Annotated in this window: 23 protein-coding genes; 11 read left to right on the top strand and 12 right to left on the bottom strand. The window is 35.8% G+C overall.

The window, feature by feature from the left end; all coding sequences use genetic code 11:
• The first annotated feature begins 11 nt into the window (after positions 1-11).
• Complete coding sequence (locus tag ACKU4N_RS17925; RefSeq protein ID WP_321318731.1) at positions 12-1,415, top strand: TlpA family protein disulfide reductase; 1,404 nt, start codon at positions 12-14, stop codon at positions 1,413-1,415.
• 13 nt (positions 1,416-1,428) lie between these two features.
• On the opposite strand, the gene ACKU4N_RS17930 is transcribed toward ACKU4N_RS17925, so the two are convergent.
• Complete coding sequence (locus ACKU4N_RS17930) at positions 1,429-2,028, bottom strand: NUDIX domain-containing protein (protein ID WP_321318733.1); 600 nt, start codon at positions 2,026-2,028, stop codon at positions 1,429-1,431.
• Between the two features lie 93 nt (positions 2,029-2,121).
• Between ACKU4N_RS17930 and pyrE the strand changes: the two genes are divergently transcribed.
• From pyrE to ACKU4N_RS17945, 3 genes are all read left to right on the top strand, one after another.
• Complete coding sequence (gene pyrE, locus ACKU4N_RS17935; RefSeq protein ID WP_124992465.1) at positions 2,122-2,754, top strand: orotate phosphoribosyltransferase; 633 nt, start codon at positions 2,122-2,124, stop codon at positions 2,752-2,754.
• Positions 2,755-2,842: 88 nt separating this feature from the next.
• Positions 2,843-3,340, top strand: coding sequence for a hypothetical protein (locus ACKU4N_RS17940; RefSeq protein WP_124992466.1), 498 nt, complete (start codon positions 2,843-2,845; stop codon positions 3,338-3,340).
• Positions 3,341-3,867: 527 nt separating this feature from the next.
• Positions 3,868-6,138, top strand: coding sequence for a TonB-dependent receptor (locus ACKU4N_RS17945; RefSeq protein ID WP_321318737.1), 2,271 nt, complete (start codon positions 3,868-3,870; stop codon positions 6,136-6,138).
• A 19-nt stretch (positions 6,139-6,157) separates the two neighbouring features.
• On the opposite strand, the gene ACKU4N_RS17950 is transcribed toward ACKU4N_RS17945, so the two are convergent.
• Complete coding sequence (locus ACKU4N_RS17950) at positions 6,158-6,907, bottom strand: biotin--[acetyl-CoA-carboxylase] ligase (RefSeq protein WP_321318739.1); 750 nt, start codon at positions 6,905-6,907, stop codon at positions 6,158-6,160.
• A gap of 335 nt (positions 6,908-7,242) precedes the next feature.
• Between ACKU4N_RS17950 and rsfS the strand changes: the two genes are divergently transcribed.
• The 6 genes from rsfS to ACKU4N_RS17980 all read left to right on the top strand — a co-directional run bounded on the left by rsfS (position 7,243) and on the right by ACKU4N_RS17980 (position 13,148).
• On the top strand, positions 7,243-7,614 hold the full coding sequence (gene rsfS, locus ACKU4N_RS17955) for a ribosome silencing factor (RefSeq protein ID WP_321318741.1): 372 nt from the start codon (positions 7,243-7,245) through the stop codon (positions 7,612-7,614).
• A gap of 28 nt (positions 7,615-7,642) precedes the next feature.
• Positions 7,643-9,655 carry an ATP-dependent zinc metalloprotease FtsH gene (gene ftsH / locus ACKU4N_RS17960; RefSeq protein WP_321318743.1) on the top strand — a complete coding sequence of 671 codons (2,013 nt, stop codon included), beginning with the start codon at positions 7,643-7,645 and terminating at the stop codon, positions 9,653-9,655.
• A 238-nt stretch (positions 9,656-9,893) separates the two neighbouring features.
• The gene (locus ACKU4N_RS17965) at positions 9,894-10,718 is read left to right on the top strand and encodes a phosphatidate cytidylyltransferase (protein ID WP_321318745.1); all 825 of its coding nucleotides are present in this window, start codon (positions 9,894-9,896) and stop codon (positions 10,716-10,718) included.
• Between the two features lie 25 nt (positions 10,719-10,743).
• Positions 10,744-11,403: a phosphatidylserine decarboxylase family protein gene (locus tag ACKU4N_RS17970; protein ID WP_321318747.1), complete on the top strand. Its 660-nt coding sequence runs from the start codon at positions 10,744-10,746 to the stop codon at positions 11,401-11,403.
• Between the two features lie 94 nt (positions 11,404-11,497).
• A complete protein-coding gene (locus tag ACKU4N_RS17975; RefSeq protein WP_321318749.1) occupies positions 11,498-12,367 on the top strand; it encodes a hypothetical protein in 870 nt (289 codons plus the stop codon).
• A 4-nt stretch (positions 12,368-12,371) separates the two neighbouring features.
• Positions 12,372-13,148, top strand: coding sequence for an SDR family oxidoreductase (locus tag ACKU4N_RS17980; protein WP_321318751.1), 777 nt, complete (start codon positions 12,372-12,374; stop codon positions 13,146-13,148).
• Positions 13,149-13,196: 48 nt separating this feature from the next.
• Here the strand turns inward: ACKU4N_RS17980 and ACKU4N_RS17985 are convergent, their stop codons facing one another.
• The 5 genes from ACKU4N_RS17985 to ACKU4N_RS18005 all read right to left on the bottom strand — a co-directional run bounded on the left by ACKU4N_RS17985 (position 13,197) and on the right by ACKU4N_RS18005 (position 17,172).
• The gene (locus ACKU4N_RS17985; protein ID WP_321318752.1) at positions 13,197-14,036 is read right to left on the bottom strand and encodes a DUF4349 domain-containing protein; all 840 of its coding nucleotides are present in this window, start codon (positions 14,034-14,036) and stop codon (positions 13,197-13,199) included.
• A gap of 33 nt (positions 14,037-14,069) precedes the next feature.
• Positions 14,070-14,615: a hypothetical protein gene (locus ACKU4N_RS17990; protein WP_321318755.1), complete on the bottom strand. Its 546-nt coding sequence runs from the start codon at positions 14,613-14,615 to the stop codon at positions 14,070-14,072.
• Between the two features lie 143 nt (positions 14,616-14,758).
• Positions 14,759-14,956: a hypothetical protein gene (locus ACKU4N_RS17995; protein WP_321318757.1), complete on the bottom strand. Its 198-nt coding sequence runs from the start codon at positions 14,954-14,956 to the stop codon at positions 14,759-14,761.
• Positions 14,957-15,039: 83 nt separating this feature from the next.
• Entirely contained in the window at positions 15,040-16,068 is a 1,029-nt protein-coding gene (locus tag ACKU4N_RS18000; RefSeq protein WP_321318759.1) for an esterase/lipase family protein, read from the bottom strand.
• A 39-nt stretch (positions 16,069-16,107) separates the two neighbouring features.
• Positions 16,108-17,172: a putative type IX sorting system protein PorV2 gene (locus ACKU4N_RS18005; protein ID WP_321318761.1), complete on the bottom strand. Its 1,065-nt coding sequence runs from the start codon at positions 17,170-17,172 to the stop codon at positions 16,108-16,110.
• Positions 17,173-17,298: 126 nt separating this feature from the next.
• Between ACKU4N_RS18005 and ACKU4N_RS18010 the strand changes: the two genes are divergently transcribed.
• A complete protein-coding gene (locus ACKU4N_RS18010; RefSeq protein WP_321318763.1) occupies positions 17,299-18,054 on the top strand; it encodes a CDP-alcohol phosphatidyltransferase family protein in 756 nt (251 codons plus the stop codon).
• Positions 18,055-18,126: 72 nt separating this feature from the next.
• Here the strand turns inward: ACKU4N_RS18010 and ACKU4N_RS18015 are convergent, their stop codons facing one another.
• The 5 genes from ACKU4N_RS18015 to ACKU4N_RS18035 all read right to left on the bottom strand — a co-directional run bounded on the left by ACKU4N_RS18015 (position 18,127) and on the right by ACKU4N_RS18035 (position 25,135).
• Positions 18,127-18,960, bottom strand: a complete 834-nt coding sequence (locus tag ACKU4N_RS18015; RefSeq protein ID WP_321318765.1) for a CPBP family intramembrane glutamic endopeptidase — start codon at positions 18,958-18,960, stop codon at positions 18,127-18,129.
• A gap of 15 nt (positions 18,961-18,975) precedes the next feature.
• Positions 18,976-20,901, bottom strand: a complete 1,926-nt coding sequence (locus tag ACKU4N_RS18020; RefSeq protein ID WP_321318767.1) for a transglutaminase family protein — start codon at positions 20,899-20,901, stop codon at positions 18,976-18,978.
• Positions 20,902-21,092: 191 nt separating this feature from the next.
• Positions 21,093-22,232 carry a chorismate mutase gene (locus tag ACKU4N_RS18025; RefSeq protein WP_321318768.1) on the bottom strand — a complete coding sequence of 380 codons (1,140 nt, stop codon included), beginning with the start codon at positions 22,230-22,232 and terminating at the stop codon, positions 21,093-21,095.
• A 210-nt stretch (positions 22,233-22,442) separates the two neighbouring features.
• Entirely contained in the window at positions 22,443-23,576 is a 1,134-nt protein-coding gene (cydB, locus tag ACKU4N_RS18030) for a cytochrome d ubiquinol oxidase subunit II (protein ID WP_321318769.1), read from the bottom strand.
• 2 nt (positions 23,577-23,578) lie between these two features.
• Positions 23,579-25,135: a cytochrome ubiquinol oxidase subunit I gene (locus ACKU4N_RS18035; protein WP_321318770.1), complete on the bottom strand. Its 1,557-nt coding sequence runs from the start codon at positions 25,133-25,135 to the stop codon at positions 23,579-23,581.
• Position 25,136: the final 1 nt, after the last annotated feature.

Here is a 25,136-nt window from a genome sequence, read left to right on the forward strand (position 1 = left end):
CATTTGCCCCAATGAGAATTCTTTTATTATTGTTTTTGTCGCTGATTTCAATTTCTGTCTCTTTGGCAGATACAGTGCGAATTCATGGTACAAATACAAGCTACGCCGGATCTAAAATTGAGATTAAGTTTCACACCGATGTATTTACCTACTCCGAAAAAACAATAACAGAATTTACCGTTATGGCCGACGGTTCCTTTTCGATCGATTTAGATCTCAATGAAGTTACTTTGGTATTTCTCCCTTTGGGCATTTACAAAGGATTCCTCTATTTAGAACCTGGCAAAGAGTACGAAATCAAATTACCCCCTAAAAAAGATTTATCGCCTGTACAAAAATTAAACCCGTTTTTTGAACAGGAAGAACTTCTTATTGGTGTGGCGAATACTGATCCAAATGATATTAATATACTGGTTCGCAAATTGGACGACAGAATTGATCCCTTTATTAATCAGAACTTTAATAAAATTTACAGAAAAAAAGAGAATTCACCGGGAATTAAATTCTCGGAAGAACTAAAACTGGAATATAAAGATATTAACAATCCCTTTTTTCAAGATTATTTGACCTATCGTTTAGGATTTATTGAATACCTGGCCTACCCGGCTTCGTTTGCAAAAATTGAGCAAAAGTATTTCGAAAATCAGAAAATCAGACTAAATAATTCAGCCTACACAAGTCTTTACAAAAAACAGTATGGCAATTTCCTAACCGGATATTTTAGTCAGTTAGAAAGTTCCGAACTTTCCAATGCTCTGAAATCAGAAAACAGCTATCGTGATATAAATGAACTAATGCGGAATTATCCAGCTTATAAAAATATCCAATTCAGAGAATTGATTATTGCCACATCGGTATTTGATGCCTATTCCCGAAAATTCTACAGCAGAAACAAAACAGTTGAAATACTGTCACAATTAAAAAATCACAGCACGAACCAATACAATCAGGATTTGTGTGAAAATTTCATCAGAAAAATTACCCATTTGCATACCAATTACCCTGCTCCTGATTTCTCCATTGGAAAATACCAATTGGCAAATTACAAGGGGAAATTCTTATATCTGAATTTCTGTAACACTGAAAGTTATCCTTGCCTTCAGGATTTTAAAGAAATGGCGAAACTGAAAAAACAATTTGGTGAACACATTGAATTTTTAAGTATTGCCTGCGATTGGGATGTAAGCATGTATCTTAATTTTGCAACAAAAAAGACTATTGACTGGCCAATTATTCATATTGGGGATCAACAACATTTACTTGGAGAGTACAATGTAAAAGCCTTTCCAACTTACATTCTTATTAATCCCGAAGGTAAAATCATGAAGGCTCCAGCACAGGGACCAAAAGAAAATATTCAATTGGAATTTATCAAAATTGCCAGAGATGCAGCAAGAAAGGCTTATAAGAAATAGGTCTAAAACACTATTAAGCCTCATTCATTACCTCTAAAATAGAAGCATAAGTATTTGCCTTGAATTCGTCCAGATTATCAGGCGAAAGCCACTTAACTTCCTGTATGTCTTCTTCTGTTTGAGCAACCAAAATTTCTGAGCCTGAGTAGCTCATTCGGTACCAGTAGGTTCGTTTCAGCATGTGTTTGCCTTTCATCCAATAGGTATGATAGGTGGAATTCAATTCCTTTTCGATTTTCAGATCAGTAATACCGCATTCCTCCTCTACCTCGCGAACTGCAGCCTCAAGAACCGACTCGCCTTTTTCTACTTTTCCTTTGGGCAAATCCCATTTTTCGAGTCGGTAAATTGCCAAAATCTGCTGCTTGGAATTGAACACTTTTCCACCCGCAGCTTCGATATACTCAAAACAAGCAGCAAAGTGTTCGAAAAGCTGTTCCAAATCTTCAGCAACAATAAAAATTGCATCCTTACTTTCATCTTCATCAAACTGAAGAATAAGACCTTCTAATGACTCGTTTTTCACCCAAGCGTAAACCATCCCTTCGAAATTTATACTCTCACTTTTATCTCCTAAAAAAATGATTCGATCTTTAAAAAATACTTTATACATTTGCGGTAGAATTTTAAAACGCTTCGGAAAAATACAATCAACTGAATTTCCGCTTTTTGAATTCATTTAACAATCCATAAATCCATTGAAAGAATGCAAGATACTGCTAAACAAGTCGCTGAATATTTGTTGCAAATAAAAGCAATTAAACTAGAACCAACAAACCCATTTACTTGGGCTTCGGGATGGAAATCGCCAATTTATTGTGATAATCGTAAAACACTTTCGTATCCGGAAGTTAGAACTTACATTAAAAAAGCTTTTGCTGAGGCAGTATTGGCAAAATATCCTGAGGTGGAAGTAATTGCCGGTGTAGCGACAGGAGCAATTGCATTAGGTGCTTTGGTGGCCGAAGAAATGAATTTACCAATGGTTTATATCCGTTCATCGGCGAAAGCCCATGGAATGACAAACCTAATTGAAGGTGAAATTAAAGCCGGACAAAAAGTTGTAGTTATTGAGGATTTAATTTCGACAGGCGGCAGTAGTTTAAAAGCTGTTGAAGCATTGCGCGAAGCAAATTGCGAAGTGCTGGGAATGTTAGCAATCTTCACTTACGGTTTTCAAACTGCAGCTGACAATTTCACAAATGCAAACTGTAAATTAGACACATTAAGCAATTACAACGTAATGATTGATCGTGCTCAGGAAATTGGATACGTGAAAGCTGAAGATGTTGATCAGTTAAAAGAATGGAGAAAAGATCCGGCTAACTGGAGAAAATAAGCGCCGCATTTTTTATAAAAAATAATAGTCGAAAGAGAGTATTCCAATGCGAATACCCTCTTTTGCATTCTAAAGGAGGAACAGACAAATGTCGACAACAAAAATTATTAGTGAAGTAAAAAAGATTCCACATACTGTAAGTGATGTGTATGGTTTCTTTTCTGATTTCAGAAAAATTGCCAAGGTATTCGAATTGGCTGCCAACAATCCTCAGATTCAGGAACAAATTGAAGCTCAAGCCAAGAAAAAAGTAAATTTTAAAGAATACATTGAGCATTGGGAAGCTACCGAAAACAACTGCACTTTCGTGATAAAAGGTTTTGGCGAAGCTGGTTTGGAATTTGTGGAAAAAGAAGAAAACAAAGTGTTGAAAATGACAGGATATGGCAGAAGTCCTTTCGAATTCTACATTTGGATTCAACTGGTTGAAAAAGATGCATATGACACACGGATAAGATTAACCGTTCATGCAGAATTGAATGCCATGATGAAAATGATGCTGAAAAAGAAATTGGAAAAAGGAATTGATCAGTTGGCCGAAGGTCTGACCCAAATTCCTTACAATATGCTTCAAAGTATTGAATAGGGATTAATCAATCTAATGAAAGCTGTTGAAAATCTCAACAGCTTTTTTGTACATTTCGTTTTTTTAGATAGCTTTGTCTTTAATGATTCTAAATAAAAATCATAGAATTCTTGCATGGCTATTATCCATAGCCTTTGTTCTGCCAATTTTAATTAAGGCAGAACACATGATGTTCCCCAATCACGAACATCACAAATATTCGTGCGACCATAGCACATCAAGTATAGAAAATATTTGTGAGATTCAGGGATTCGACTATTTCTACTTTACTCCGGCAAATATTACAAGTATTCCAACCATTGCGATTTTCAAATTTGAAGTCCCAATTGTAGAATCAACTAAAAAATCTTATAAAAAATCCAAACTTCCTTATTGCCTAAGGGCTCCCCCATTTACAGTATGTTCAATTTGCTGATCTGATTACGAATAGATCAGAAGGTATAATGTTGATAGGTTCCCAGAAACTTATCGATTATATCTATGTGTTTCAAATTTTACTACATAAATTAATATAACTCCGAGTTATCATGATACGATATATCCTGGCAATACTATTACTATTGCCACAATACACCTATGCCTTAGGTGAAATAAAAAACAATAAAATTTCTGGAAAAATCACCGACTTTGATAGTGGAACTGCTCTTCCCGGTGTAAGTATTTTCATTCCTGAACTTCAAAAAGGAACTGTTAGTGATTCTGATGGAAACTATGCCTTAGAAAACTTGCCCAATGGCAAAATTAAAGTGCAATTTTCATTTGTCGGTTACGAAAGTTCAATCAATACCATATCAATAACAAAAGAAAATACAGAACTAAACATTAGCATGCAGTTCACTTCGGTCACGACTCAGGACATTGTTGTTTCGGGAGGTTTTCCTTCTGCGCAACACGAAAATGCAATTAAAATTTCGGTGCTTGCAAAAGAAGATCTGAAAAGGCTGTCGACACCTTCCTTAGGTGAGAAATTAGCGACTATACCAGGTGTAGATGTGATTTCAAGGAGTCCAGGAGTCAGCACTCCAGTAATTCGTGGTCTTTCCTTAAACAATATTCTTTTTCTAAACAATGGAGTGCGTTTGGAAAACTTTCAATTCTCAACTGATCATCCATTTTTAATTAACGAAGAAGGAGCTGATCATATCGAAGTAATTAAAGGTCCTGCATCTTTACTTTACGGATCGGATGCCATGGGAGGTGTAATAAATATCGTACGGGAGAAACCTGCACCTGCCAATAGTTTAAAGGCAGATATCTCAAGTGAATACTACAGCGTAACTCAGGGATTGGCAACAACTGTTGGAGTAAAAGCTTCTCAGAAAGATTGGTTCTGGATGCTGCGCGCCAACAAACAATCTCACAAGGATTACAAAGATGGCAATGGGGAATACGTTCCCAATACCCGCTTCAACTCAGATGGATTGCAGTTAGGCATGGGAATGGTTAAAGATTTTGGAAGTTTTAAAATTTACTACGATTACCTACAGCCCAAACTTGGCATGACCAATGAGGAATCAATAAATTTAGTGAATGCAGGGAACCGAAAAAATAATCGTTGGTACCAAAACCTGACTCAACATTTAATTTCATCGAGAAACAAATTGTTTTTGGGAAACTATAAATTAGAATTGAATGCCGCTTATCAATTCAACCAACGAAGATTGAACGGAAACCCTGAATCAACTGTTTTCCGATTAGTAGATATGGATTTAAATACCTTCACATATGATAGTAAATTATATTTCCCAAGCTCTGAAACAACCGAATTCCTTATCGGAATTCAGGGAATGCATCAATCCAATACCAATCACGAAGCACCAAATCATATCATTCCAAACGCTCAAATTGATGATTTCTCGACATTCGCTCTTTTAAAGAAGGAGATTAATACTGTAGGAATTCAATTAGGATTAAGATATGATCATCGGTCATTGTATGTTCCTGAACAAGAAGCCGGCGGACATTCGCATGCTGAACCAGGAGTGCATGCTGACCATGAAGAAGAAACAGTTCATATCAACCGACAATTCGACAATTTAAATGCATCAGTTGGCGCAACATTTCATCTGTCAGAAAAATTACTTATGCGAACAAACTTTGCAACCGGTTATCGGGTACCAAATTTAGCAGAACTAACCCAACATGGCTTACACGGAAACCGATTTGAAGAAGGAAATGCAAATCTTGATCCACAAAAAAGTTTGGAATCCGATTTGGGAATTCATTACCATACTCGTAATAGCAATATCGATTTTTCTGCTTTTTATAACAAGATTTACGATTATATGTATTTGGCACCGACCGATGAACCTGCTCCTGAAGGAACAGGCTTTGTATATTCTTATTCACAACAGGATGCCAAATTATATGGTGGAGAACTTGCAATAAATTTAGCTCCAGTTTCCTTTATGAAATTTCATACCGACTATGCCATGGTAATTGCGAAACAAGATAATGGAGAACGCTTACCATTTATTCCTCAGCACAAGCTAAATACTTCTGTTCGATTATTTGCCAAAGGAAATCAAGTTTTCGATTCTCCTTTTATCAGTTTAAACTGGAAACATTCTTTTGAGCAAAAGCATCCGGCTAAATTCGAGAGCAAAACATCTGCTTATGATTTAATCGCCATTCAAACTGGTACAGATATTAAATTAGGCAAATACCAGACAAGTTTACTTTTTAGTGTAAACAACCTTTTCAACGAGGTTTACATAGATCATTTATCAAGCTTAAAACCATTAAACTTCTATAATCCAGGAAGAAATGCCAGTGTAAAATTTACTGTTCATTTTTAAAATAAAAATAAGAGGTGAGCTAATGAATAAAGCTCACCTCTTTAAAATTATAAATTCGCTCTATACTATTAGCCTTAATTCGCAGCTGCCCATACTCTGTGATGCCAACAATTTGGCCCTCAAACGTGCCATTTTCATCCGAAAACCTGTGCTTTTCATTCATCCAATACATAGATTTCAGATAATCCTTTTCCAACAGGTCTGACTTTTGATCCACCAACTGAAAATATCGATTTTCAATGCAGGCTAACAATTTTGTCAGTTCTTCGTCCAAATTGTACTCTTTATTGGTACAAATTGCCAGTGAAGTAGGATTTGGCGCATCGGATACAAATTCTAACTGATTAATATTTAAACCTAAACCACAAATACTGTGACTTAAGGCTGATCCCATAATGGAATGTTCTATTAATATGCCGGCAATCTTCTCATTTCCAACATAAATATCATTAGGCCATTTTATAGAAACATTCTTTAAATATCCACTCAAATAATCGTAAACCCCCAAAGAAATAACCATAGAAATTTGGAATTGATGTGGTATTGGTAGAAATTCCGGAGTAAGAATGATACTTATGGTAAGGTTTTTGCCACTTTCACTTTCCCAAACATTTGTGCGCTGTCCGCGGCCTTTTGTCTGACTTAATGTCAAAACGACAGTTCCAGCTGACGGTTTTTGAGTTTTTATCAACTCTAAAGCAAAATCATTTGTTGAATGTATTTCGTTTTTGCGTATTAATAAATGGGGAGAAAATAAACATCGATTCATGAATGAAAATTATTAGTTTCAACGAGACAATACTGTTCTGTTAACAATTGATATTTTGGTAATTTTTGGTGAAATTAATCATTACCTTGCATAATGAAAGACAAATGTAAAACTTTGATTTCGCTTAATCACTCTTGTAAACTTAGGATATCGGAACAATTTAATAGACATTACAATCAGTTAAATCAAAACAACAAACAATCTAACACGAGCAAGATGTTGATTTTTATATAATTACATACGAATCCAGAAATTTAAAAGCATATTTAAATCAAATTAAAAAACAAATTTTATTCATTTGAAAAAAAATTATCTTTGTAATTAAAATAGTAAGAATGACAGAAAAACAAGGAAATACAACAGAAGAACTCGTTGAATCCTTAATTGAAGGGTTGCAAAAAAATAAAGCAGTAGAAATTGTTAAAATTGATCTAAGAAATATTGATAGTTCGGTTTGCAAGTATTTCCTTATTTGCCATGGAACATCATCCACTCATGTAAACGGAATTGCCGCATCAGCAGAAGAATATGTGAGAGAAAAAATCAATGAGAAATTATGGAGAATAGAAGGATATCAAAATTCTCAATGGATTTTATTGGATTATGCTGATGTTGTAGTTCATATTTTTCAAAAAGAATACAGAGATTTTTATCGACTTGAAAGTTTATGGGCAGATGCTGCTGTTACTAAAATTCAGAGCGCTTAGCCAATACAATAACCTTTAACTAAAAAGAATGACAGAAAATAATGATCAAAATAAATCTCCTTACCAAAAAGGAAAGAATGGCAACAATATGCTTAAACCTCCAAAATTTAACGCATACTGGGTTTACGGATTAATTGCCGTAGCATTTATTGCTCTTAATCTTTTAAACATTGGCCAAAAACCGCAGGAAACCAGCTGGCAAAAGGTGAAAAATGATATGATTCGCAACTCTGATGTTGAACGAATTGTTGTGATTCGTAACCTTCTTGCAGTGAATGTTTATCTTAAACAGGAAAGTCTGGACAAATATCCAACTCTTTTCGAAAGTAATTTTGATTCTCCTTCAAAAGCAGGTCCGCATTACACTTTCCCAATTGGTTCCATTGAGCAATTTGCAGATCAATTAGAAAGTGCTCAGGAAGGAATCTCTGATTTGAACCGGATTGAACCAGAATACACAACTCAAGAAAATTATTTCGGTGATTTTATTGGCTGGATACTTCCATTCGCTTTGATTATAGGTATCTGGTTCTATGTATTCCGCCGAATGAGTAAAGGTGCCGGTGGTGGCGGAGGAGGTGGTAACATCTTTAATGTTGGGAAATCGAAAGCCAAAGTATTCGATAAAGAATCGAATATCAATGTTAATTTTAAAGATGTTGCAGGCTTGGCAGAAGCAAAACAGGAAGTGGAAGAAATTGTTGAATTTCTTAAACATCCGCAAAGATATACCAAACTGGGAGGTAAAATCCCTAAAGGAGCTCTACTTGTAGGACCTCCTGGAACTGGAAAAACCTTATTGGCAAAAGCCGTTGCAGGTGAAGCAAATGTTCCTTTCTTTAGCATGTCGGGTTCCGATTTTGTGGAGATGTTTGTTGGTGTTGGAGCGAGTCGTGTTCGTGATTTGTTTAAGCAGGCAAAAGAAAAATCGCCCTGTATTGTATTTATCGATGAAATTGATGCAATTGGTAGAGCGCGTGGAAAAAATCCTAACATGGGTTCGAACGACGAGCGTGAGAATACGTTGAATCAGTTGCTAACTGAAATGGATGGTTTTGACACCAATTCAGGTGTAATTATTTTAGCGGCAACTAACCGTGCTGATATTTTGGACCGGGCCTTGATGCGTGCCGGTCGTTTCGATCGTCAGATTCATGTTGAACTGCCTGATTTAAATGAGCGCAGAGAAATTTTTGGCGTTCACTTACGCCCTCTAAAATTAGATCCAAATCTTGATAAGGAATTTTTGGCCAAGCAAACTCCAGGATTCTCGGGTGCTGACATAGCAAATGTGTGTAATGAATCGGCTTTGATTGCTGCCAGAAAGAAGAAAGAAATTATTGAGAAACAAGATTTTTTAGATGCAATCGACCGTATTATTGGTGGATTGGAAAAGAAAAATAAAATCATCTCTCTACAGGAAAAAAAGACCATTGCTTATCACGAAGCTGGACATGCTACTATTTCATGGATACTGGAACATGCTCATCCATTAGTAAAAGTAACAATTGTACCACGTGGAAAAGCACTCGGTGCAGCCTGGTATTTACCAGAAGAAAGAAGCATTACGACCAAAGAACAAATGCTTGACGAAATGTGTTCTACATTAGGTGGACGTGCCGCTGAAGAAATTACTTTTGAAAAAATCTCAACTGGTGCCCAAAACGATTTGGAAAAGGTAACCAAGCAGGCAATGGCAATGGTTTCAATTTTTGGTATGAGTGAGAAAGTAGGAAATGTAAGCTATTACGACTCATCAGGACAATCTGATTATGGCTTTTCAAAACCATACAGTGAGAAAACAGCTGAACTAATCGATTCTGAAGTTAAAATCTTAATCGACACAAGCTACAAAAGAGCCAAGCAGGTTCTTTTAGATAATATGTCGAAACACAAAAAACTTGCAGAATTACTTTTAGAACGTGAAGTTATTTTCAGTGAAGATTTAGAAGCAATTTTTGGCAAACGAAAATTTGGAGAACCTCAAGGTTTGGGTGAAAAGAAAATCACTCCAACCCATGAAGTTGAAAATAACGACTAAAGACAATGAAAGTAAGACTGTTTTATCAGTCATACTATTATAAATTGATTGCTAAATTATTGAGGGAACTCAATAATTTAGCTTTTTTTTAATCATTTTTTTCTTATCCTCTCCAAAAAGATTCGCTTTGTATGTCCGATTGTTATAAGTGCTGAAAAAACACTATTTTTGGGATCGAATAATTACAAAAGCAAAATCTGAAGGTCAAGATCAGATTCAACTATATAAAATATATCAAGTGGGGAACTTTATCAAGAGAACATTATCAGCTGCCGTTTTTGCAATTGTATTAATAGCGGGAATTACCCTTCACCCAATTGGCTTTTTAGCCGTTTTTCTTGGAATTACCCTATTAGGTACTTTTGAATTTTACAAGTTGGCAAAGAAAGCCAATAGTTCGCCACAATTTGTAACAGGTATGCTTGCTGCTGGATTTTTATTCTTAGCACTTTTTGCTGATTTGTACCTTAACATTACAAGTATCTTTCTTCTATTAACGGTAACCATTGTGCTGGTGCCCATTATAGAATTGTACCGGAAAAAAGAAAATCCATTTGCGAATATCGCATTTACATTGTTGGGCTTACTATATGTGGCTCTTCCCTTCTCTTTGTTAAATTATATGGTTTTCCCATTTAACGATCAACAATTTCATTACGAGATCATTCTAGGTGTTTTTGTGATGATTTGGGCGAATGATACAGGAGCCTATTTAGTTGGTGTTAATTTTGGAAAACACAGGCTGTTTGAGCGGATTTCTCCAAAAAAATCATGGGAAGGAAGTATCGGCGGTGCAATTATATCACTAGGAGTTGCTTACTTATACTCCAATTTCTCAGACGATTTAACTACAATTGAATGGCTGTCAACCGGAATCATTGTTGTTCTTTTCGGATCAATTGGTGATTTAGTTGAATCTCTTTTCAAACGGAGCATTAACATTAAAGATTCGGGAAATATTTTGCCGGGACACGGCGGTATTCTTGACCGTTTTGATGCCATTTTACTAGTATCTCCTATGGTTTTTGTATTCTTGCAAGCAATCAAAGAATTTTTTCATTAAATTTGCCAAAAATTAAATTCAAAATATGACAATTCACAAGGAAGGATTCGGAATTATCGCAGTATTTTTTATCGCTATTGCAATTCTAGATGCAATACTGTTTTTCACCATTGGTTCCGGACTTTTATTCAATATCTTCTTCGCGGCAAGCATCGTGTTTTTCTTGTTAGTTGTATCCTTTTTTAGGGTTCCTAAACGTATTCCGGTAGTTGGAGATAATTTGATTATTGCTCCTGCAGATGGAAAAGTAGTTGTGATAGAAGAAACTGAAGAATTGGAATATTTTAAAGACAGAAGACTTCAGGTTTCCATTTTCATGTCGCCTTTAAACGTTCATATTAACTGGTATCCTGTACAAGGATTAATAAAATATTTTAGACACCACAGTGGCTTATTCTTAAAAGCATGGCTGCCTAAATCATCTACCGAAAACGAAAGAACTACAATCGTAATCGAGAAAGATGAAAACATTACCATTTTAATGAGACAAATTGCCGGTGCTGTTGCCCGTAGAATTGTGTCTTACTCGGTAGAAGGCGAAAAAGTTGACCAATGTCAGCAAGAAGGATTCATTAAATTTGGGTCGAGAGTTGATCTTTATCTTCCCTTAGGAACAAAAATTGATGTAAAATTAAACCAACAGGTAACTGGTTCTCAAACTATCATTGGTCGTTTCTCCGATTAAATTAACAGTAATACATCCTCATCGCCAATAATTTTTCAGGTCTGATCTGCAAAAAGTCGTAACTTCACATTTGCGAACTTTTAACCAAAATATCATGACAAAAATTATTCGATTTATGGCTATTGCCCTAATTTGCATACAAGGCTTTGCAAGTTTCGGTCAACAGACAGATGTTCCCGCATTTCTTTGCTCAGAACTCAAATTTGTTTGGGAAAGCGACAACTCTCTTGAAGTTCCTGAATCGGCTTTTTTCGATGCTGACAATTCCTGCATATATGTTTCGAATATCAAAGGAACACCCGGCAATCAGGATGGTAACGGATATATATCCAAGCTAAATCTAAAAGGAGAAATTACAACTCACAAATGGATTACCGGACTTGATGCTCCAAAAGGAATGGCCAAATACGGCAATTTCCTTTTTGTTAGTGATATTAATGATTTGATTGTGATTGATATCCTCAAAGGAGAAATCTGTAAAAAATATCCTGCCCCGACAGCTATTTTTCTAAATGATGTAACAGTAAATCCCAAAACCGGTACTGTTTATGTTTCTGATAATATGACCGGAAGTATTCACCGTCTAAAAAATGGAAATTTTACAGTCTGGTTAAAAGACGATCAACTGGATCATGTAAATGGCCTGACCTTTAAAGATGATTTTCTTTGTGCCGGTGTTCTCAATAAAATTCTAAAAATTGAAACAGACACTAAATCGATTAAAACTCTTACTGATAACACAGGAAGCATAGATGGATTGTTAAGTATTGATGAAAATACCTGGGTAATATCTGATTGGGTTGGCAACGTACAAATGATCGAATCGGGAAAAGTTAAAAAACTGTTAAGCTCGGCCGAACAGCAAATAAATGCTGCTGATCTGGGCTATATTCCGGAACAAAAAATAATTTTAGTTCCCACATTTCACAACAATCGGGTAATTGCCTATCAGTTAAAAAAATAATTTAATGGATTTACATATTAAAAATCAACTCTTTGTGGTTTGCGGTGCCACATCAGGATTTGGGAATGCAGTATTAAAAAACTTGCTTGCCGATGGCGCTAAAGTAATTGCCATTGCCCGCGGACAGGAAAAATTGGATGAATTGCAAAAATCCAATCCAAATCAAATAGAAAGCTTTTGTGGTGACATCACGCAATCGGAGACCATTTACCTGCTGATGAAGCAGATTGGGAACAGAAAGCTTTCTGGTGCTTTTGTGAATGCCGGTGGTCCGCCTGCTATGAAAACCCTCGAAACAAAACTTGACGATTGGGACAATGCCTACCATCAGCTTTTGCGATGGAAAGTTGAATTGACACAGGCTTTGGTTCCAATAATGATGAAAGAAAGTTACGGAAGAATGGTTTTTTTAGAAAGCTCATCGGTAAAGCAACCCATTGACAATTTGGTATTAAGCACCTCGCTGCGCCTTTCGGTTGTTGGTTTTGTAAAAACCCTTTCGCAGGAAATTGCCGAATCGGGAGTAACTCTAAACATTGTTGGCCCGGGGTATCATGAAACCCCAGCCATTAATAGATTATTAGAGAAAAAAGCCGAACAGGAAAATATCACTTCTCAGGAAGCTAAAGATAAAATTGCCTCGGGCATCAGAATGAAACGGATGGGAAATCCTGAAGATTTGGGTCAGCTGGCCACTTGGCTGCTCTCTCCTTCCTCAGGCTATATTACCGGCCAAACCATTAGTGTTGACGGCGGGCAGATTTTAGGAATACACGGATAAATAACAACTCCCAAAGAATTGAATTCTTTGGGAGTTTGTTTTTTGCGCTTATTTCTTTGCTTTTCTTCTTTTTCTAAACCTCTGTACAAAAGGGTACAATATGCCAATAACAACAGCAAATGGCCACAAGTGAATAATCCCTATTAAAAAATCAACAAAACCAGACCATCCATTGGATATTGCATGTTTAAACCGTAAAGCAAATCGGGCTTGTTTTGTAGTTCTTAATTGAATGTCCTTTTCTTCATTTAAACGCAAACGAAGAGTACTGTATCCAACCTGATCACTCAAGTATTTTAATCGTCCTTGCGTACTTTCAATTTCTTCTTCAATACCACGAATCTTCTCCTCTATTTCAAGAATATCCTTTACTGTTTTAGCTGATTTTAACAGATCACGGTATCTCTCCAAATACTTTAACTTACTTTCCAATCTACTTTCCAAATCAATAAACTGGTCTGTAACGTCTCTGGCTTCAATTTCTTTAGTAGTTAGCTTGCCGTTTCCCATTTCAATATTAGCAATCAAGCTTTCAAAATTTACAGAAGGAACCCTAATTGTTAATTCGTACGACAATTCATTATAACCGTCATTGTAACTTTCATTTGCATAGTAAGCGTCATAAATCTTTAGTAAACTATCAGTCTGCTGTTTTGCTTTTTTCAGGTTGGATACCTCAACCACAATACGGCCATCTTTAATGATTTTCTTTTTATTATTTTCTACATTTTCAGGTTCGGGAAATGGTAGTAAAGAAGCATCCCCGGCCTGTCTTGTCATTGGAATCATCTCCTCTTCCATATCCATCATCATATGGCTCTCTGACTTTCGTGAGTCACATGAGCTGAATAAAAGAATAGTGAATAGGCACAACATCAACTGTCTCATATATATCTCATTTTAAATTATAACACTCCCCTCTTATTCCCCTCTTGATTCTAAAATCTCAAAATAGCCGGAAGTATGGATGTAATTGCTTTTATCGGTCACCCAAAACTCCATTTCCTCAGCAGTTGATTTTTTTGTCTGATACCGGGACGAATCATATTTTAATTTCTTTCGCATTTTCGGACTCAAATATTCAATGTCCATTTCCAATGCACAGGTATCTTTCTGATTTAAGATCACAAGAGGCGCTTCTTTTAATTGATCGGGATTCTCCAAATAAGAATAGTAGGCAAGCAATTTTTGAATGTTGGTATGATATTCTTCCAATTTCAACTGATCTACTTTTATTAACTTCTCACCGGATTGAGAATGAACATCCAAAAAATAGTTGTCTCCTTCTTTTATCACCTGACCATAATCAAAAGCAGAGTCATCAACATCAGCAAACAACAGATAAGTTTGTTTCTCGGCCAAATCAATGGTATCACCCACAACCGGATGAAGAATTACTACTTGTTTTTGAGCAAAAGCAGAAATACTGCCAATTAAAAAAAGAATGCTTGCGATTAGATTTTTCATGACGCTTACTAATTTACCAAGACTACCAATTCATTAACTACATGAATCTAATCAATTTAATCTTTATATGCACTTATAATATCTGAAATTATGATCATATACCTTTTATTTAGAATGAAACAATCTTTCAAAAAATTTCGGGATTAATCATTCCCACAAACAACATACGGAATCCCAATACTTGCATTTTCATTTCCTTGGTCTACATTCAGATTCCCGAAAGCAACAGTTACGATCCCTTTATCAACATTCAAATTCCCGGAAGCAACATTAGAAGTGTTTTGACTTACATTTTCGCTCCCGAAAACTACAATCACATGCCCCACAGCTGCAATTCTCACTCATTCCTGCAAAATTGACAGTGTGCGCAACATGTTAGGTCAGGTAAAATCAACATCATACAATGTAGTCAGTAAAACTTATTTTATCTTTTTTTACGAAACCACGATCGAACTTTCCTTTTCTGAATAGAAAGTTTTAGCTTGGTTATCTTAAAGTATTTATTCGTTCTTCCAGTTAATTTCTCTTTGAATGTTAAGCGTTCGGAGAGAATGAACTCATTCAGTATTTTGGAGAATTCGGGCGTGCGCAAATAACCATAGGATTTATGAGGATTGGCGACACCATTTATTTCATAGTTGTTGATCACTAAAAAATCAACAGGTTTTACGCCATATTTATTCTCAGAAAAATCATCAGCCAATTCGAAGTTTAAAGCTACTTTATCCAAAATATCAGAAAAGTTATACCAATTGTTCTTAACGCCTTCCGGCGTAATCATGAAACTATGCCCATTTAATTTTTGCCTTTGCTCTGCGGCAATTTTACTAACAACTATGGGTAAACCCAGAGGAGAACCAATGGTAATTAAAGTATGAATTTTAATTTGATCGGCTAAAAAAGTCAGAACATCAAATGCCACAATCGATCCCATTGAGTGAGCGATCAACATGATATTATCATTCTTATACTTTTCGAGTACTTTTAATAATCTCTCTCTTATCAGATCTTTTGTTTTGGCGGTGGATGCTTCGTCTACAATACTTTCTTCTTTGTAGTAAGTTTCCAGATCTTTAAAATAATTACCTAAAATACTGTCTGTAATAAAAGTATAATTTAAAGAGAAGTCTTCGTTTAGGAAGATTCGGTTTAGTTGCCGGTTCAAAAATCCAATGATCTTTTTTCTTGTATCATGATTTTCGGGCAAGAGCTCTTTGCTTGGCTTAGCATAAATTTCATCGAGATAATAAGGACTTTCTTTATCTTTTTCGAACTGATTTAACGGTTTATCGTGCAGAATATCGGCCCAATAAACCATTTCATGTTTTGGCAAATCTGTTTTGTAATTATGTTTTTTTAATCCTTCAATCATGGCACGTTCCCACCAACGTTCCAATAAATCTTTGGGTGGTTTATTGCCTAAACCATGAATTTGGATAATAACATTTGCCATACGTTATTGTGATTCTATTAAAATGATTGTAAGACTTATCTAATCAAAAGCATAAGATAAGGAAAACACATTGGAATATTTTGCAATTGACTGATCCCCAATATCCGTTAAGGCATAATCCAATCTAAAATTTTTATAACGAATCCCCAAACCTAAATTGGGTTGAAAAGTCCACGATTTGGTCTGATCAAAATCGGTTTCTTCCTGAAAATTACTTACTCCAGCCCGAAGAAATATAAACTGTTTATAAGAAGCTTCCCATCCAATATGAGGATCGATACTGATTGGATCTCCCTGAATCAAAACATTTCTCTGTCCGTCGAAAGTCATATCCATATCGAGCTCCGTTAACAATGAAAATTTGTCTGAAATGGTAAATTCCCGGCTTACAGCAAGAATCAATCTTGGCAAAGTAATTTCAGTAGAATTTTCTGGTATTTCGTTACCTGTTAGTTCAAACACTTTTTCCAGATCTCCGGTTTTAAACACCCATGCATTAAAAGTGCTTGTGGCATCTCTAAGAACTGCTCCCATCCGCCATTTCCCTTTTCGGTATGTTCCTGCAATATCAAATCCAAAGCCGTAAGCCGAGGCAAAATCACCTGTGTGCCTGTAAATCAGTTTCATATTTCCACCTATGCTCAACCCTTCAATTCCGGTTTTTCTGGAATATGAAAAAAGAAATGCATAATCGGCCGCCGAGAAGGTCGTTACCAAATCGTAGCGGATGTTTCCATCTTTGTCAATTAATTCCAGTGTATTCGGAATATCATCGACACCATAACGCAGTAAACTTAAGCCAAGCGCACTTTTCTCATTTATTTTCATGCCAAAACCCAAATAATCGTATGCTGATAAGCCTCCAAAATATTCAGCATGCATTGCCGATACATCAAATTTTGTTCTTAACTCCACTAAATTGGCCGGATTCCAATAAGACGATTCAACATCATTTTGAGAAGCAATGGTAGCATTTCCCATTCCAAAAGATCTTGCACCTACTCCAATAGACAGGAATTCATTACTATATGTTGGAGCTGAAGTCTGGCCGAGCACTGCACCCGTAAGAAACAAGCAAATAAAAAATGCAATAATTCTGGACATATAGTTGATTTTCTTTGACAGGTAAAAATACTATGCTTTTTTAAAACTTATGCATCGAAGCAAAAGAAATCATAAGTTTCGAAAAAATCCATTATTTTTGTGGCGTACTATACAAAATCAAAATTCATGTCAGAAGCAAAAGGGATTATCAAACACATTCCAAATTCAATTACTTGTTTAAACTTACTATCAGGATGCACTGCGGGCCTTATGGCGATGGAAGGCTATTTAGTAAATGCAGCTTTCCTGATTCTTTTAGCTGCTGTATTCGACTTTTTTGACGGTTTAGCTGCCCGGGTGCTAAAAGCTTATTCTCCTATGGGCAAAGAACTCGATTCTCTTGCCGATATGGTTAGTTTTGGTTTTGCTCCCGGAGTGATTGCTTTGGCTTATTTAAAAAATGCAGTTTTAGGCAGTGCTTCTGCAGATTTTGTTCCTGCAGAATTAAGTTATTCGCAAATTGCACTCTTGTTATCGGCATTTATTATCCCAATATTTTCAGCCCTGCGATTGGCCAAATTTAATATTGATACCCGGCAAACTTCCTCATTTATTGGTGTCCCAACTCCGGCAAATGCAATGTTTTGGGCTTCTCTCCCATTGGTGATGTTCTTTGGAAATTATCCGGTTATTAAAGAGTGCTTATCCAATGAATTCATTATTATCGGAGCTATCCTGATAACATCTTATTTATTAGTAACAGAAATCCCAATGTTTGCCCTTAAAGTAAAAAGCCTGGCCTGGAAAGAAAATAAAATTCAATACTTGTTTTTAATCACCTTATTGATTTTAGCTATCCTTTTAAAATGGTTGGTAATACCTATGATACTATTCGTTTACATTATCTTCTCGTTGATTAACAACCTGATCAGTAAAAAATAAACAAAGCTTTTTGCCGACACAAATAAAAAAAAAGACTAAAATGATGATTTCATTTTAGTCTTTTTTCTTTGCTTATTCCACTTGTTTACTTTTACTAAAAAAATTCTCGAAACAGCGGTACGAACCCCAAAGAATCAGCGAAGCAGCAACAAACAATCCTATTCGTTCAAGAATTCCTATGTCAAAAAGCTCGGCAAGATCGAATGATTCGCTATAACGAACCATCAAATAAAAGGCAAAACCATTGTTCAAAGCGTGAATGAACATGCATAAAAACAGCGATTTGGTTTTCCAATAGAGGTAACCAATTGCAATTCCCGCAATCATGGCGGTAATAAATTGCCATGGATTCAAGTGTATCACTCCAAAAAATACCGAAGACCAAATAATGGCTTTCCAGGGCGAATAGTTGCGCAATAAGCCATCTAAAACTATCCCGCGCATCAAGAATTCTTCCAAAATGGGTGCTGCTACCACAACAGTCAAAAATCCCCAGATATTTGGCTGAAGCATTTCTTTAAACATCTCCATCAGAATATCGGGCATGGGTATCCAGCTCCCAATTTCAGAATCGATAATCACAATTGCCAATGTCATAACAATTACGACAGGCAAAAGAACCGACGGAAAAGATCGAAGCCTAAGAACCTCAGTATTCCGGGGATTATTTTTCCACCATCTTCCTGTGATAAAAATTAGAATAATTACAGGCACAGCATAATTTAACACCAAAAAAGGACCGTGCTGAATATCAATGCCGAAAAGGCTAATTATCGTTAATGGAATAAAATAAGCAATGGTAATGGCTAAAAATAATCCAAGAATTCCCCATCCCTGTTTAATTGTTGGATAAGCCATTTCAGCTTCAAACGGCTCTTTGTCTGTTTCTCTTGTGATTTGATTCATTCTTTTGATATTAAATTACTCTTTTTTTATGACCACCTTCGATCCCAGCATTTTACTCATCTGACTGTAAAATTCCCTTAAAATATCATAATATTCTTTTGTAAATGAGACTACATTTATTTTAAATGATGTTCGTACAGTTAGTTCTTTACCCAATAATTGAGAAGTAAGGATAAAATTTCCTGAATCTTCCGGTAAAGTAATTTTCTTGTTTTTTGGATAATCCTCAAATTTATACCCATCAGGAAGAATAAACTTCGCCATATAAGTTTTGGATCTGGGATAATTGTAATCGATTCGATATTGCCTGGTTTCTTTTAAGAATGAATTTTTCAGGTCCTTTTTATTAAATAAATTAACGTATATATAATCACTCCCCTCATCCAAACCACTCTCCAATTTTAAATTGCACTCCATTTTAAATGAAAGATTTACATCATCCCTATTCTTAAAATGGAGAGAATCTTTCTGAAAATCGCACTTCTCCAAATCAAATAAATTCGTCATCCAGGACTCAGAACCAACTTCAATCAATTCCTTGCGGCTTTTGGCAGCAAAATATCCGTTTTCCCTTACTCTAAGATTACAAACAGGATTCTCTGAATTTGAATAATCATAGGTTATTAATACATCCTGATGGTTCTTTTTGTTCGGTTCTATTTTGGCCCAAAATGGGTTTCCTTTCTTCAATACAAATGCATGGTAATTCAAATCTTTTTCTGCAATCAAATCAAAAGGGCGATAAGGGGATGTTGCATTTAGAAAAATTCTTTTACCATACAATTCAACAAAAACAAGAACCTGATCGAACTGACTTAATAATGGATAATCCTTTTGAATTAATCCCCTGGTATTGGATCTGGCTAAGGCAGGATTGCAATCGAAACCTGCTTCCTGCAAGAGTAAAACGAGTAAATAATTGATTTCTGAATTTGTCCCGGCTTTCTCGTCCAATACATTGGGAGGCGAATCTTCAGGGTATATTCTATATTTTCCATTCCATTTTACATGGGTTCTTACAAAATCATAAATCTTCTGTAGTTTTTCCCAATTGTTTTCATTTCCATTCAGAATGGTTTCCAATTGCTTTTTGGCAAAATTTGTTCGCCCCAAAAAATTCACTTTTTCACTATACTCTTTTGCCAATTCTTCATAAGTAGTCATGGAACTTACAAATATCGGGGTACCGCCTAAAGTAGATTCATCCCGTGTAAAATAGCCCGCCAACTGAAAACGCAGTTGTTCTACAAAATCATGATAATTATTAATATGAGACTCCTCTTTTATGGAAGGCATATTGGTTAGAGTCCATTGACGATTCTTTGATTCGGGATACTTTGCTTGTACCTGACTACCAAACATTACAATGTTGTATCGAAATGATTCAGGCATATTTACTTTTATTGAGCTATAAAAGGTTGGTATTTCATCTTGAAAATACCATGTATCCAAATAAGAGTAGAAGTGCGAATTCGTTGTGTATTTGTATTCAATTATGGAGCCCACCTTCACATCAGGCATAGTAAACCGAACTTCACCATAATTCTCATCTACATCCATATCAAATATTGAGTTATTTGCGATCTCAACAACCTCTTGTTTGCCCTGTTCATTCAAATTTATGGTTTGTCCTTTTACACCGGAAATGTTTTCTATATTATTATTTCTATAGTATGACAATTTAATATTGGCTTGGTCAATTCCCTCCTCCTTCAATATTTTTATCCGAACATGATAAAAATAACGAATTATCGAATAACTCAAATCAACAGAGCATGTTCTGCTAAGAATAACTGCAGAGGCATCCTTTTCATAAGGACATTCTTTCAAGGCAAACTCATCTTTAGATATTTTACCGTACTTAACCTTTTGGGCTTTTAATGTAAAAATGGTAATCTGTAAAAACAGCAATAGAATGAATGCGTGTAAAATAGTTTTCATAAACTTTCAATTAGGCATCTTAAATTAACAAAATATATTTATATCGTAAATTAAAATTTCCCTTTTTACTCAATTTTTCACGTTGATATTACTTATATAGATTTATTTTAAAGAATAGCATGCTTATTTCCAACAAAAAAGGCTAAGATGTTTATCACATTCTTAGCCTTTTTTATTGTTTCTAATTGTCTCTATTTTCGATTCATTACCTCATTTTGTTTCAAAATGGCTTCTTTATGAATCATTCGCAACAATTGCGTAATGAATGGTTCAGATAAGCCTAAGGATTTCCCCAATTCAATTCCCTTTTCACGCACCTTTTCCCATCGTTGAAGTTGAAGAATTGTCATATTTTTCTCCGCTTTATATTCACCTATCCCCTCTACAATATTCATTCGTTGCGCCAACAGCTCTATCAGCTGCGAATCCACAGAATCTATTTGATCACGATACTTTTCAAGCAGATTTTCTTCAACATCATCAACAGAGGGCAATCGGCAAACCAAACTCCTTACTATCTGATCTAAATCCGCAGGTGTTAATTGTTGTTCCTGATCATTGATTACTTCAGCTGTGCTAAAATGGCTTTCAATCATCAAACCATCCATATTCAGATCCATTCCCTTTTGTGCTATTTCCTGCACATATTTATTTGCTCCGGCAATATGACTAGGATCGCAAATAATAGGAAGATTATGAAATCGTGATTTCAGTTCGATAGGAATTTCCCATTTAGGAATGTTACGAAGCCTCGTTTTCTCGAAAGGATAAAATCCTCTGTGAATTGCTGCCAATCTGGAAATACCGGCTTTATTAATAGTTTCCAAAGCCTCAACCCATAAATTAATATCAGGATTTATTGGATTTTTTACCATTACAGGAACACTCATTCCTTGAAGAGCACTGGCCAATTCCTGAACCGAAAATGGATTGGATGTGGTTCTGGCACCTATCCATAAAATATCAACATTATGCCTTAAGCACATTTCAACATGCTTAGGAGAGGCCACCTCAACCATAGTAAGCAAGCCGGTTTCCAGCTTAACTTGATTCAACCATTGCAAAACATCCAAACCACGGTCACCAAAAGACTTAGTAATTGTTTGTGGTTTCCATGCTCCAGCTTTAAAAATCTTTACCTGTTCTACTTTTTTTAATTCTCTGGCAGTATTCAATAATTGTTCCTCAGACTCGACTATGGAAGGTCCACTTATCACTATCGGTCTTGTATCCAACTTCTTAAACCAAGTACTCATTGATTTACAATTCTCCAATCCGCTCATAACTTCACTTTTAAGGCTGTCTAATACCAAAACTGATATTAATCGCACAAAAATACACTTTTTAATGACATTGGGAAATAGGCGCAAATAGAATTGGCATCCTAAAACTGGATGCCAATCAAATGATTATTGTTCCTTTTCTATTTGATCTTTCAATTTATTAAGGACAAACCGAATGGTTTTGTAACAAATAAAAATCAAAAGTGGCCAGGTCAACAGCCATATTATAGATGATGTATACATGTCTTACTATTTAAATTAATACAAATGATCTTCCGCACTGATTTCCTGAGCATCAATCTTTTTACTATTTATTGCTCTCCATGCCCAAACAATATAAGCTATTACAAAAGGAACCATAAGAGAAACGTAACTCATCGCTGTTAATGTATAGTGCGACGATGATGCATTCTGAATGGTTAAAGAGGATTGCAAATCAGCCAATGAAGGATAAAATGAAGTGTTATTCAATCCTGCCAAAAGAAGCAGGGAGAAAACAACTAAAACAGTTCCTCCTCCGGCAAACCAGATTCCTTTTGTGTATTTTTCAAGCAAATATGATTTTACCAATCCAAACAATACTCCTACTACACCTGCTAAAAGTAAAACAGCCACAACAGGCATAGCGATAAGATTATGAAGATATTTAAAGGATTCCATACTTACGATACTTGTTTGTGCATCGGCTGCAAATCCATCCATTATCAACAAACGAACAGCGAAAAACAGAAAAAATACCAGAAATGGAATTCCTGAAACCAGCAATTGCTTTTTTGACCGGGCAAATATTTGATCATTCTCTATGCTGTTCATAAAATAAAGGCTTCCCAATACTCTTGCCAGAAAAAAGACTGTTAATCCCAAGGCTACATTGTGAAAATTAAGAACTGCCTCCAATCCACCGTAAGGTGTTGCCCATTTGGATTGATTAAAATCATTAACTGTAAACTCCGCTCCATTAAAAAAGGTTCCTACGGCTGTTCCAATAAGTATGGTTCCCAATAATCCGTTGATAAACAAAAAAGCCTCGAAAGTTTTAGCTCCCCAAACATTATTGGGTTTGCTTCTAAATTCGTAAGCAACGGCCTGAATGATGAAACAGAAAAGAATTGCCATCCAAACCCAGTAGGCACCTCCAAATGAGGTAGAATAAAATAAAGGAAAAGATGCGAACATGGCACCACCAAAGGTAACCAGAGTTGTGAAAGTGAATTCCCATTTCCGCCCTAATGCATTAACTACCATGGTTCTTTCCAGTTCTGATTTCCCTATTCGATAGATTAGTGTCTGACCTCCCTGAACAAACATCAGAAATACCAGCAAACTACCTAACAATGAATCAATAATCCACCAATACTGCTGCAATACTAAATGCGATAAATTTTCAAACATGATTAGTTTCCTCCGTGATTAGGTCCAATTTTAATTTGCTTTAACATGATTTTGATCTCTGCAATTAGTAAGCCGGTAAATACAACCAAAAAAAGAAAGAAGGTTACTATCACAGACGTACTATCGATATTCGAAACAGCCGTTAATGTAGGCATCAAATCCTGAATAACCCATGGCTGACGACCCATTTCAGCAACAATCCAGCCACACTCAGAAGCCACATATGCAAGAGGAATACTCCAAACTGCCATTCGCAAAAACCATTTTTTATTTACCACACTTTCCGTATAGATATAAACCAAACTCAATACAAAAAGCAGTATAAAATACATTCCCAATCCAACCATAATATGGAAACTATAAAAAGACATGGAGATTGGCGGAACCGTATCGTAAGGATCATCGAAATAACCATAACCAAAATACTTAAAATTCGCTTCAAGTTCTTTTTGAGCTTCTCCTTCACCAACAACATCATTAGCTTTTTTAGCGGCTTTATAGGCTTTTAATGCTTCTATTGCTTTGCGCCCCATCTCCATTTTTTGACTAACAGAAGGATGAACTTCTCCATCATTATCTGTAAATCCGTTGATGATATCATGTACTCCCGGAACAAAAGCCTCGCCATCCAAATAAGCCATATAAGAAAGCATGTTCGGAATTTCTATTTTAAAGCTAAAATCCTTCATATTCTCATTGGCACCATCACTTTCAGTAGTCGACATAAAACCCAGTGCAACCAAACCGGCACCTTTTGAACCATTATAAAGCCCTTCAATGGCAGCAAATTTCATAGGCTGGTCACGAACAATTTCCCTAGCCGAATTATCACCTGTAATTACTGTAAACAAGGATGTTAGCAGACCAAAAACCGCTGCCACAACAATACTCTTTTTAGCAAAAACAATCTCTTTCTTTTTCAATAAGTACCAAGCACTTACTCCAATTACAAAAACAGCTCCCAACACATAAGCAGATGATATGGTATGCAGAAATTTATTAACAGCCGTAGGGGAAAACAGGACATCCCAAAAGTTGTCCATTTCGTTACGTGCCGTGTCCGGATTAAATTTCATTCCAACAGGATTTTGCATCCAACCATTAGCAACCAATATCCACAAAGCAGATAGATTGGAACCAATTGCAACTAACCATGTAGAAATTAAATGGAACTTTTTACTTACTTTATTCCAGCCAAAAAACATCACAGCAATAAATGTAGATTCCATGAAGAAGGCCATGATTCCTTCTATTGCAAGTGGAGCTCCAAAAATATCTCCCACGAACCAAGAATAATTTGACCAGTTGGTGCCAAACTCAAATTCTAAAATAATTCCGGTTGCAACACCAATCGCAAAATTAATTCCAAAAAGTGTCATCCAAAACTTGGTGATCTTTTTCCATTCCGGATCATTGGTTTTCACATAAATGGTTTCCATGATCGCAATAATGAAAGCCATACCTAAGGTTAAAGGGACAAAAATCCAGTGATACATTGCAGTAAGTGCAAACTGCGCTCTGGACCAATCCACTAAAGAAGGATCTAAGTTTTCGATCATA

Source organism: Labilibaculum sp., assembly GCF_963664555.1.
Lineage (GTDB): Bacteria > Bacteroidota > Bacteroidia > Bacteroidales > Marinifilaceae > Labilibaculum.